Raw genomic sequence first — 10,942 nt, forward strand, 5'->3', positions numbered from 1 at the left:
CCACTCCTCATCGGCACGGGAACTCCACCCGTTCTTCTTCCGACACACCGGCTCGGACGACCTCGAGCTTCTCCAGCAGCGAGTCCAGCCGCGACGGATCGTCGACGTGTTCGAGCACCGCGCGGTAGAACGCGGTGCGCATCTTCGGGGGCATCAGGTCCGAGGCGTCGAAGCACAGGGACTGGTCCGACGTCAGGATCGTGGCGATCTTCTTGCTGACGTCGTCGCGGTGTTCCGACGTCCCGACCTCGCGGTTCGTCGAGAACGCGCCGCCGTTGCGCGGCCAGATCCGTTGCGCCTTCTCGGAAGCGAGGTAGCTGATCAGCTTCCGGGCCTGGGGCGTGTCGGTGAACATTGCCGCCAGGTCGGCCGAGACGACCGAGGCCGGTGACTTGCCGGCGAAGGCGGGGAACGGGAAGAAGTCGAAGTCCTGCGCGACCTTCGGGGAGGACTCGTAGCCCTGGTAGACGCCCAGGATGAACGACGCCTGGTGGTCGAGCAGACATCCCGGCTGCGGGCCGAACATGGCTCGGCCCGCGTCGCCGAAGTCCGTCAGCAGCGCGGACTTCGGGCCGCCGCGCACGGTCGTGCCTCCGGCCAGCCGGCTCCAGGTCGTCCACGCCGCGCGCACCTCGGGTGACGTCCACGGCAGCTTGCTCGCCGCCCACTGCCGGTAGACGTCGGGACCTGCCTGGTGCAGCAGGACGTCCTCGATCCAGTCGGTGCCGGGCCAGCCGGAGTCCGGGGTGGCGCCGAGGCCCATGCACCACGGCGTGCGGCCGCCCGCGGCGAGTTCGTTCGACAGCGCCAGCAGTTCCTCGCCGGTCTGCGGCTTCGGTCCGGGCAACGCCTTGGTGTTGAACCAGATCGCGCTCTTCAGGTCGGCCTTGACCGCGACGGCGAAGCGCTGCTTGCCGCCGTTCTCCAGCGAGACCTTCTCGAGTTCGAGCCACTGGGCGCTGTACTGGTCCTGGCCGGAGGGCACGATGCCGTCCAACGGAACGAGGTGCCCGTCGCGTGCGTAGGCCGCGAGTTCGCCGGGACTCGGCAGCAGGGCGATGTCCGGGGGAGTGCCCTGCCGCACCTCGGACTGGAGCACCTGGCTCAGCGCGCGGGTGCCGACGTACTCGACGTCGACGTCCTCGTCCTTCTCGAACTCCGCCAGCACTTCGAGGAACCGCTGCTCCTCCTGGCCGGTCCAGGACGCCATGATCTGGACCCTGCCCGCGGCGCCCGCGCTGGAGCAGGCGGGCAGCGCGCTCAGCAGGACCAGCGCGATCAGCAGTCGGATCATCGTCGCTCGTACCTGTATTCCTGGATGCGCGGGTGGAGGCCGAGGAGCACGGCCAGCCCGATCAGCACGGCGCCGATCGGGAGGAGCGTTTCCAGGCCCGAGTAGTCGTCGGCCGCCGCGACGGAGGCGTTGACGTGCCTGGCCGCGTCGGTGAGGGCCTTGTCCGGCACCGGTTCCGGCGTGCCCGTCTGCCGCAGGTCGGACAGGAACCGGACGACCGTGTCGCCGCACCCGCCGTCGGCCGCGGCGCAGATCTTCGTGACGAGGTTCTTCAACTCCTCCTGCGCCTCGGCCCGGGTCGTGGTGATCTGTCCGTCCCAAGTGGACGTAACCTGGCGCAGTTCGTCGGCGGCCGTCTCCACCTCCTGCTGCGCCAGGACGCCGAACACCGTGATCGCGCCGCAGCCGGCGAGCACGACCGTTGCGAACACCAGCGGCAGGTTCCACGACCGGCGGAACCGGTGACGCAGAAACCGTTGCGCAACAACGAGAAGCACGAGCAGTGCGAGGATCGGCACGGCGACGAGCAGCCCCCGCCAGAACGTCGTCGAGCTGCCCGAGAGCTGGCCGCCGAGCGCGTCGTGCTGGGCCTTCACCAGTTCGTCGAACTGGGCCAGCACACCGCTTTCCGGTTCGTGCAGCAGCCGGGACGCGTACCAGAGGTCGACCGCGGCCAGCGACGTGCTCCCGCCACCCTGCCGGTAGTGCGCGTCGGCCTGCTCGACCCACCCGGTGTACGCGACGACCAGTCCCGCCACCACGCGCAGCTGTTTGCTGCCGGCCTCGCCCAGGGTGTTGTCCTCGGCGACCTGTGCGATGGCCTGGCTCGCCACCGCGATCTGGTTCTGGTAGCGGTCGCCCGGCCCGATCAGCTGGGCCTCGCCCGAGCTGAAGCTCCTGATGGCCACCGAGTCCGCCTCGGCGAGCGCGGACCGTGCGACGGCGGCCTCCAGCAGAGCGGGGGCACTGCGGTCCCGCACGGTGTCGATGGTGTCGTGGACGTTGTCGAAGGCGTACCACGACGAGAGCAGCACCAGCGCGGTCACGCCGAGCAGCGCCGCGCGCAGCCGCAGCAGACCGCGCCGGGTGGTGGAGCGGACGTCCGGTCGAGCGAGGGCTGTCATGCGCCCACCTCGAACGTTCTGCCGCAGCCCTCGCAGAACTTCGCGCGGGCGGAGGAGACGTACCCGCAGTGCTCGCACCTGCGATCGGGGCCGGCCGGGTGCGGGCCGGGATCCGGTTCGGCCTCGGGGCCGCGCGTGCCGTGGCTCCGGCTGACCTCGCTCAGCTTGACGTCGAGCAGGTCCAGGTCGGTCCGGATGCGCACCTCGCCGAGTGCCGGATCGCCGACGACGTCGACCAGCCGGTGCAGCCGGGTGAGCACCTTCTCGTTGCGTTGCGCGGAAGCCAGCGCCACCGCCTTGCCCCACTCCCGCGCCGCCCGTTCGGTGTCGCCCTCGTCGTACGCCTCGCAGCCCGCCATCACCGCCCGGCCCAGCTCGGCCTGGTTCGTGGCGTGTGCGACCCGCGAGTCCATCACGCTGGAGAGAACGGTGTTCTCGGTCCACTGCGCGACGATGGGCCGCACGTCGCCCGCCGCGGTTTCGCGTCCGGCGCGCACAGGCAGCAGGGCGACCTCGGCGATCTGGTACTCGAGCAGTTCCAGCCCGTCCGGCCGCACGTCCAGGCAGACGTGGAAGTCCCGGCTCTCCTCACCCCAGGAACCTGTGGGGTACAGGGTGGTCAGCGGGCCCGTGGACGTGCCGAGCGCGGTCAGGTCCGTCTGCGTCGGGAACGTCTGACGCAGGAAGCGCACGCGGGCGAACGGCGAGGTCTCGACCTGGATCAGCAACTCCGGCACGACCTTGCGCATCGCGGCCCGCATGATCGCGGTGAAGTCCTCGGCGAGTTCGGACTCCTCCCGGACGGCGTCGGCCGTGCCGTTCAGCGCGGACACGATGCGCAGCAGCTCCTCGGGTTCCCAGCCGTCACCCACACCGCGCGCGTCGCAGACGAACCGGCCGGAGCAGTCGGCGAGGACCTGGTCGAGCTCCGCGGACGTCTCGTGCTCGTTCTTGCCGTCGGTGAGCAGCAGGACGTGCCGCACGGCCGTCGGACGCGCGGCCAGCAACCGGTCCGCCAGCCGCAGCCACGAGCCCATGGCGGTGCCGCCACTCGCGGTCAGGCGCCGCACCGCCCGTTTCGCTGCGGCCCTGGTCTCGGCGGTCGCCGCGACGAGTCCGTCGTCTTTCGGATAGATCACGCGCGCCGTGTGCGTGCCCTCGACCACGGCGAAGAACGCTCCGTCGCGCAGGGCGTCGATCGCCGCGCCGGTGGCCTCCTGCGCGGCTCGCAGCTTCGTGGGAGGGCTGTGCATCGAGCCGGAGCAGTCGATGGCGATCACCTCGGCGGCTTCGGGGATCTCGCCGCCGGTCAGGTCTTCGAGGCCCTGCGTCGTCACGGTGAGCACCGCGTGCATCTCGGTCTCGCCGGCGAACAGGTACGGGTTCTGGCTCACCGCGAGGCCGAAGGCCGGTTGCGCGTCCGCTGTCATGACCACGTCCTCGGGCGAATCGTGTTGGCCAGGTCGATGAGAATGCCGTGCTCGTCCTCGTTCTCCGCCTGTCCGGCCAGGCCGCGGTACGACTCCTCGAGCAACCGCCGCAGTCCGTCCTCGCTGGGCGCGGAGCCGAAGACCTCGTCGGAGTCGAGGCGGGTACCGGGCTCGCCGACGAGCGGCAGCGCGGCTTCGCGCAGGATCGTGACGAGCCGGTTGCGGCCGTCGGTGTCGAGGTAGAGCGACGGCAGGCGCGTGGCCGCCTCGCGCAGATCGGCGACCTCCGGGGTACCGGACGACAGCCGTCCACAAAGGATGATCACGGCCGCGACGGCGGCGGCGTCGAAGTGCCGCGACACCCTGGGCACCTCGTCGAGCACGGCCACCGCGCCCGCCCGGTCGCCCTCGGCCAGCCGGATCCTGGTCAGTCCGAACGCGGCGCTGCCCTGCGACCGGTCCCGGCGCCAGACCGCCTCGTAGAGCCGACGGGCCCGCTCGAGCTTGCCCTCGTGTTCGGCGCAGAAGCCGAGCGCGATCTTCGGTGCCTCCTCGCCGGGCAGCGCGTCGTACACCGCGGTGAACTCCTGCCGGGCCTGGCCGACCTCACCCCGCGCGAGCGCGAGGAGCCCGCGATGCCACGTGGCCCGCCAGTCGCCGTCCGCGCACCGGGCCTCGCGCAGGCTCGCCGCGGCGAGGTCGAGCTGTCCGATCTCGATCTGCGCCCGGCAGCGGGCGAACCAGCTCTCCGCGGTCGTGAGCTCGGCGGTCTCCAGCTTGTCCAGCAACCGCAGGGCGTTCGACGTGCCGGTGGCGGCGAGGTACTCGGCGGCCTCGTCGACCGGATCGACCCGCGGCACCGGCAGCCCGATCGCGACCTCGGCGGCACTCGGCCGTCCGTCGGGCAGCGGCACGCCGGTCCCGCTGTACCGGTCGGGCCGCGTCCACCTGTGCAACGGGGGCACGTCACCGAGTCCGGAGTCGAGCAGCGCGGCCGTGGCTTCGAAGACGGCCGACGGTTCGGGCCGGGCGACGCCGTCGCGCAGTGACGCGATCTCCCGCCGCACTCCCCTGAGCTGCTCGGCCATCTGCGCGGCCGAGTCGAACCGCCGGTCGGCGTCCTCGTGCCGGGCCCTGGCGATCAGCCGTTTGAAGGACTCCAGTCCCAGCGCGAGGTGTTCGTCGGTCGCGCCCGTCTGCTGGTCCAGCCAGTCGGACGTGCCGGTGTACAGCCGTTCCAGCGTGACGCCGACGGTGTGGACGTCCGACTGCACGGTCAGGCCGCGTGCCTGGAACTCCGCCTCGTCGACCTCGAAGGGCTTGGTGCCGATCCGGCTGCTGTCGCGGTCGTCGGCCTTGCGCACCGCGCCGAGGTCGATGACCTTGACCCGGTCCTCCTCGCCGTGGTGCCCCGGCCGGACGATCACGTTGTCGGGCTTCATGTCGCAGTACAGGTAGCCGCGCCGGTGCAGGTACTCCATCGCCTCCAGCACCTGCAGCACGCAGAAGATGACGTGCTCGACCCGCAACGGCTCCGTGCCGAGCGCGCGTTGCCGGGTGGCCTCGCGCAACGTGAGCCCGTCGACGTACTCCATCACGATGTACTCGCGCTGCTTGCCTGCGCTGTCGGGGTGCGCGACGAAGTTGAGGATCCGCACGATGTTCTTGTGGTCCATCATGGTCATCGCGCGCCGCTCGGCCGTCGCGAGCGCCGCGTACCGCAGGTCGATCAGTCCTTTGAGGACGACCAGGTGGTCGTCCAGTCGCCGGTCCCGCGCCAGGTACACCCAGCCGAGCCCGCCGCGCGCGAAGCAGCCGATCACCTCGTACTGGCCGTCGACCAGGTCACCCTCGTGCAGGTTCGGCAGGAACGAGTAGGGGTGCCCGCAGGCGGGGCAGAACCCCTCGCTGATGGCGGGCTGCCCCGCGTAGCCGCGACCGACCGGCGCCCCGCAGTTCTCGCCGGGACACTTGCGGTTCTCCTCGGGGATGGTGGTGTCGTTGAGGATCCTGCTCGACGGATCGGGGAACTCGAACACCGGCAACGCGAGCGGATCACCGTTCGACCCGCTCACGACGGAGGTGGCCGACACCGCCGTCACCTCCGCGAGGGCCTCCTCGGACAACGGCCGCAGCCAGCACGTGCCGCAGAAGCCCGTGGCCCGCACCGTGCCGCCGCACCCCGGCCGGTTGCACGCCGTCACCGCCGTTCCCCTCTCTTTTCGCCGAGCGCCTGCCGGACCGCGGCCCCGTACCCGCGCACGGCTTCCTCAGCTGGTTGCACATCGTCGAGCCCGCGCGCCAGCAGGTCATGCGCCCGCCGGTACAGCCCGGCGAGTCCGGTGTCCTCGACCAGGCCACCGCCGTCGGCCTTGGCCTGGTAGGCGTTGAGCAGCCCAGCCGCCTCCCGCCGTCTCTCCAGCAGCTCCTCCACCGCCCGCGCCGCCTGCCCGGTGCGCCGCGAGGCCCTGGCGAGCGAGCCCTCGGTCTCCTCCAGCAACGGCCGCACCGACTGCGCGTCCAGCCGCCCGACCGCGGCCCGCAACCGAACCAGCCGCATCCGCAACCCGGCCGCGCGGTGCACGACCTCGCGGTGGTGCCGATCCAGCAGTTCCTCTTGCGCCGCAAGCACCTTGATCTCATCGTTGATGTGGTCCAGCCGCCCGGTGAGCGAACCGAGCTCCCACGACCGCGCCGCCGTGAGACTCGGCGACGACTCGCGCCGGAACCCGAGCACCACCCGTGACCCCTGCTCGACGAGAGGCTTCAGGACCTCCTGCAACAACACCTCGGGCTGCTCGGCGTCGTCCACCCCGTCGATCACGACGGTCATCGGCGGCGTCCCCGCCCGCACCTGCTCGCTGGGAGTGCTGCTCTCGTCCGGTTCGACCCCGGCGCGGTCGATGATCCGCCGGGACACCTGCTCGACGGTCTGGTGGGACGCGGCGATGGCGAGATCGACACTCCCGACCGCGGGCACGGTTCCCTTGGGCGCGCTGCTGTTTTCCGGCCGTGACTCCACAGTGGACAGCCCGACCGCGCGGTGCAACACCTCGCGATCACGCCCCACCACCACCATCACGACATCGCGCGAGTGGTGCCGATCGAGCCACCCGGCCAGCGCCCGCGCCAGCCCGACCTGCTCGACGTCCGGCGTCCCGACGAACCCGTCGTCGAGCGGTGCACCCCCCACGGCCCACCGCGCCACCCCGGGCAGATGCACCAGAATCGTCTCGACGGGAATCATCCAGGCGAGGTGTGCGACGTCGTTGGCGAACTCGCCGACCACGATCCCGATGACCGCCCGCCTGCCGTCCGCGTCCTCCACCACCCCGGCGCCGCTGAACCCGCTGGTCACGGGATATTCGTTGGCGGAGTCGCGGTTGAGCTGCACCCACTCGTGCCCGGGCCCACCCCGCCCGGCGAGCCGCGCGAGCACCGACACCCCGTCGTGCACGGGCCCGGGAAACCCGGCCGTGCGCACCACGAGGTTCCGGCGCAACGCGGTCCGGCGCAGCATCGCGCCCGCACCCTCGACGGGCCCCACGAGATCCAGCAACGCGACGTCACCCCGCCGGTCCTCGAGCGGAGGCACGAAGTGCTCCTGCCTGACGTCGGCGCGCACGGCGGCCCCGCGCATCCGGTCGACGAAGACGTGGTCCGCGCCCTCGGGCACCACATGCGCGCAGGTCAGCACATGCGTCTCGCCGAGCAGCACGCCCGCGCCGAGAACCCCGCCGTCGGCGTCGAGCACGCGCACCCGCCACGGCTCGTCGTCGGGCATGTGATCGACCACGCGACCGACACTAAGTCGGATCTTGGGACGTTCGGGGCCAGTTGGTCGTCAATCGCTCGTATGGACCAAAGAGACGGCCAGGCGCCGCCGGATGGAATTTTCCTTGCGTGGACTAGGAGTGGGACACGGTCACGACGACCTTGCCGATGTGGTTGCTCGCCTCCATGTGCCGATGCGCGTCCACGATCTCGGTGAGGTCGAACGTGCGGTCCACGACCGGCCTGAACGACCCGGTGGCGAGTCCCGCGTTGACGAACGCCACGGCTCGGCGCAGGCGTTCGGGGTCCCTGCTGATCGAGTGCATCGAGTACGTGCGGCTGGTGAGCTGCGGGTAGCTGCTCGCGTTCGGCAGAGGAGTGGGGCGCGGGTCGAGGGCGCCGTAGACCACGAGGTGCCCGCCGGGGGCGATGGCCTGCGCGATGGTTTCGACGCCGGGGCCCGCGATCGGGTCGAACGCCAGGCGGACGCCCTCGCCGCCGGTGATCTCCTTGACGCGCGTGGGCAGGTCCTCGTCGCTCGTGACGATGACGTGGGCGGCGCCCGCGTCGAGGAGGCGTTGGCGCTTCGACGCGTCGCGGGTGGTGGCGATCGGGACCGCGCCGATGTGGCGGGCGATCTGGACGGCGGCCTGGCCGACGCTGCTCGCGGCGGCGCTGATCAGCACGGGGTCGCCGGGGCGGACCTCGCCGGACTCGAACAGCGGTCCGTACGCGGTGATGTAGGCCATCCAGACGGCGGCGGCCTGCACGGCGCCGACGTTCGGCGGGCGGGGGACGACAGCGGAGGCGGGCACGATCACGTGGTCGCCGTAGGTGCCGTAGCTGTTCTGGGAGAAGGCCGGCACGACGGCGATCGGGTCGCCCTCGGTCAGGTGTGAGACGCCCTCGCCGATGGCTTCGACGACGCCTGCGGCCTCGTAGCCGAGGGTGGCGGGGAAGGTCGGCTGTTCGTAGTAGACGCCCTCGCGGAACATGATCTCGGCTCGGTTCAGGCCGATCGCGTCCACTCGGACGCGCACCTCGCCCGCCGCGGGCTCGCCCACCTCGACGTCGTGGAGCGCCAGCACCTCGGGGCCGCCGAGCCGGTCGAACCGCACGTGTCTGGCCACGAGGAGGCCGCCCTTCGGGGTCGGTGAGCAGTGTCGCCCACCCTGCCCCAAAGTTTGAAGGGCGTCAAACTTTGACCATCATCAAAGTTAGGACTCGGCCTCCGCGGCGGTGACGACGGCGGGCAGCAGACCGGGGAACCTCGCCTCCATGTCCTCGGTGCGCAGCGAGTTCAGCTTGGTCGTGCCCCTGTAATGCTGCCGGATCACGCCCGCCTCGCGCAGCACGGCGAAGTGGTGGGTGAGGGTGGAGTCCGAGACCGGCGTGTCGAACGTGCCGCAGCCCTTCTCGCCGCCCTCCCGCGCCAGTTGGCTCACGACCATGCGCCGCACCGGGTCCGCCAGGGCTTCCAGGGCCTGCTGCAACGTGACCTCGGCCAGGTCCGGGTGCTCCACGGTCCGCGGGGTGGTGCGGGGACGTGCCACGGTGCCTCCTCAAGATCGGGCGACGTTCATGGTACGACCGCGATCGAACGTTCGGGGGTCGGTAGCCTTCCCGGTCATGAGCAGAAAACTGCTGGTCGGGCTCGGAATCGTGCTGTTGCTGGTCGGCGGCGTGTGGACTGCCCAGGGGCTGGGCTACCTCAAGGGCAGTTTCATGACGGGGCAGCAGCTGTGGACGACGATCGGGCTGCTGTGCGCCAGCGCGGGCGTGATGATGCTGATTCCGTGGCCCAAGAAGAAGTGACGGAGCGTGCGCCGTCAATCACTGATCCGGCTGGTCTGTGAAAGACGGCGAAATCTGTGAATGAACGTTCTGGTCTTCGGCCCGTATCTAGTCGGAGAACGGAACGCTCATTTGTGTCACGGATTGTCCGACGCCGGGGGAACGCCATTGCCCAGCACAGCCGACTCCGCCGCTCCCGAGGCGGGAGCCGTCCGCCGCTTCTGGTGGCGCACCAGCCAGCCCGCACGGCTCGCGATCGGATGCCTCGGCGTCGTCACGGCGCTGGCCGCCACCGGCGCGGTCGCGTTCAGCGGTGACGACCCCTCGCGAAACCGGGGGAACGGCGCGCACGAGGCGAGCGGGTTCCGGGGCGACGCACTGCAGGTGACCGTGAGTTCGGTGTCCGAGGTGGACCTGTTCGAGGGCGCGGAGCCCGTCAGCGGACGTGTCGTGCGGGCCCGCGTCGCCGGGGTGAGGCCGGTGTCGGACTGCTGGGTGGCGCAGTCGCGCGCCGCCGCCCAGGAGTTGTTGCTCGGCAAGGACGTGCGGCTCGTGGTGAAGCGGGAGGACGCGTCCGGGAGCGATCGGATCCTGGTCGACGTCGAACTGCCGGACGGCGCGGACTACGCGCGGACCGTGGTGAGCGGCGGCGCCGTGCAGGCCGACCTGACGGCGCGCGGCGACCTGGCGTCCGACGAGTCCGCCGCACGGCTGGGGCGCCTCGGGCTGTGGACGGCCGGCTGCGTGCCCGGCGGCGTGACGACGACCGTCTCCGTGGCGCCGACGACCTCCGCCGTGCCGAGTTCAACTACTACGACAACGGTCACGACCACCACGGAGCCTGCTCCGCCACCTCCTCCCGCGCCGGTGCCCACGACCACCGAGCCGGAACCGCCGGACGAGGAGTGGGACGACTTCAGGCTGGGCCGACCGTGTCTCTTCGAGGGCGCGCGCCGGACGACCAAGGACGGCTACGAGATCGTCTGCTCCCGCAACGGCAAGAACCAGTTGAGGTGGCGACGTGCGGACTGACGACGAGGTCGACCTGTTCAGCAAGGTCGCACCCGCTTCCGAGCCGGAGGACGAGCGCACCCCACGAGGCCTGACGCCCGGTGGCTGGGTCCGCACGACGGGCTGGCTCCAGGTCGGCCACCACCCGGTGAGCTCGGTGCTCGTCGCCGCGCTGGTGGGCCTGCTGGGAGCGGTCGTGGTCGCGGCCGCCCTGGTGCGCGCCGATCCCGTGGCCGCCGGAGTCGTCGTGCTGCTGACGCCGGTGGCGTGCGGCGGTGCGTGGTGGTTGTTCACGACGCGGCTCAAGCCCGCGTCCCCGGCGCGCAACCTCGGGACCGTGCCGGTCGGCGCGCTGTCGCCGGGAGATCACGTCCGGCTGCACGGCTCGATCGGGCCGGTCGGCCAGGTGGTGGCGGTGACCGTCGGCGAGGACGTCGAGGTGGACTTTCGCGGCGGGACGCGGCGGACTTGGCCCGGCGACCACGCGGTGCATCGCGTGCAACTTCTCGGCTGAA

At 71.3% G+C, this 10,942-nt stretch carries 10 protein-coding genes; 3 read left to right on the forward strand and 7 right to left on the reverse strand.

Going from position 1 to position 10,942, the window contains the following annotated elements; genetic code table 11:
* Positions 1-7: 7 nt before the first annotated feature.
* The 7 genes from JNUCC0626_RS06225 to JNUCC0626_RS06255 form a co-directional block, all read right to left on the reverse strand.
* Positions 8-1,294 carry an ABC transporter substrate-binding protein gene (locus JNUCC0626_RS06225; protein WP_394618698.1) on the reverse strand — a complete coding sequence of 429 codons (1,287 nt, stop codon included), beginning with the start codon at positions 1,292-1,294 and terminating at the stop codon, positions 8-10.
* A complete protein-coding gene (locus JNUCC0626_RS06230; RefSeq protein WP_394618699.1) occupies positions 1,291-2,418 on the reverse strand; it encodes a hypothetical protein in 1,128 nt (375 codons plus the stop codon). The genes JNUCC0626_RS06225 and JNUCC0626_RS06230 overlap by 4 nt, the downstream gene beginning before the upstream one ends.
* On the reverse strand, positions 2,415-3,848 hold the full coding sequence (locus JNUCC0626_RS06235; RefSeq protein ID WP_394618700.1) for a VWA domain-containing protein: 1,434 nt from the start codon (positions 3,846-3,848) through the stop codon (positions 2,415-2,417). The genes JNUCC0626_RS06230 and JNUCC0626_RS06235 overlap by 4 nt, the downstream gene beginning before the upstream one ends.
* A complete protein-coding gene (locus JNUCC0626_RS06240; protein WP_394618701.1) occupies positions 3,845-6,052 on the reverse strand; it encodes a serine/threonine-protein kinase in 2,208 nt (735 codons plus the stop codon). Before JNUCC0626_RS06240 ends, JNUCC0626_RS06235 begins: the two co-directional genes overlap by 4 nt.
* Positions 6,049-7,644: a trypsin-like serine peptidase gene (locus JNUCC0626_RS06245; protein WP_394618702.1), complete on the reverse strand. Its 1,596-nt coding sequence runs from the start codon at positions 7,642-7,644 to the stop codon at positions 6,049-6,051. Before JNUCC0626_RS06245 ends, JNUCC0626_RS06240 begins: the two co-directional genes overlap by 4 nt.
* A gap of 112 nt (positions 7,645-7,756) precedes the next feature.
* Positions 7,757-8,752, reverse strand: coding sequence for a zinc-dependent alcohol dehydrogenase family protein (locus tag JNUCC0626_RS06250; RefSeq protein ID WP_394618703.1), 996 nt, complete (start codon positions 8,750-8,752; stop codon positions 7,757-7,759).
* 87 nt (positions 8,753-8,839) lie between these two features.
* Positions 8,840-9,175, reverse strand: coding sequence for an ArsR/SmtB family transcription factor (locus JNUCC0626_RS06255; RefSeq protein WP_394618704.1), 336 nt, complete (start codon positions 9,173-9,175; stop codon positions 8,840-8,842).
* Positions 9,176-9,251: 76 nt separating this feature from the next.
* On the opposite strand from JNUCC0626_RS06255, the gene JNUCC0626_RS06260 reads away from it, so the two are divergent.
* From JNUCC0626_RS06260 to JNUCC0626_RS06270, 3 genes are all read left to right on the forward strand, one after another.
* Positions 9,252-9,437 (forward strand): hypothetical protein, encoded by a 186-nt coding sequence (locus JNUCC0626_RS06260; protein ID WP_319974135.1) that lies wholly within the window; start codon positions 9,252-9,254, stop codon positions 9,435-9,437.
* Positions 9,438-9,584: 147 nt separating this feature from the next.
* Positions 9,585-10,448, forward strand: a complete 864-nt coding sequence (locus JNUCC0626_RS06265) for a hypothetical protein (protein WP_394618705.1) — start codon at positions 9,585-9,587, stop codon at positions 10,446-10,448.
* Positions 10,438-10,941 (forward strand): hypothetical protein, encoded by a 504-nt coding sequence (locus JNUCC0626_RS06270; RefSeq protein WP_394618706.1) that lies wholly within the window; start codon positions 10,438-10,440, stop codon positions 10,939-10,941. The genes JNUCC0626_RS06265 and JNUCC0626_RS06270 overlap by 11 nt, the downstream gene beginning before the upstream one ends.
* Position 10,942: the final 1 nt, after the last annotated feature.

The organism is Lentzea sp. JNUCC 0626 (assembly GCF_043632865.1).
In the GTDB taxonomy this organism is placed as follows: Bacteria; Actinomycetota; Actinomycetes; order Mycobacteriales; family Pseudonocardiaceae; genus Lentzea.

Excerpts from the sequence above, each read along its gene's own strand:
- JNUCC0626_RS06260 (WP_319974135.1), top strand. The coding sequence starts at position 9,252 with ATGAGCAGAAAACTGCTGGTCGGGCTCGGAATCGTGCTGTTGCTGGTC.
- JNUCC0626_RS06230 (WP_394618699.1), bottom strand. The coding sequence starts at position 2,418 with ATGACAGCCCTCGCTCGACCGGACGTCCGCTCCACCACCCGGCGCGGT.
- JNUCC0626_RS06235 (WP_394618700.1), bottom strand. The coding sequence starts at position 3,848 with ATGACAGCGGACGCGCAACCGGCCTTCGGCCTCGCGGTGAGCCAGAAC.
- JNUCC0626_RS06225 (WP_394618698.1), bottom strand. The coding sequence starts at position 1,294 with ATGATCCGACTGCTGATCGCGCTGGTCCTGCTGAGCGCGCTGCCCGCC.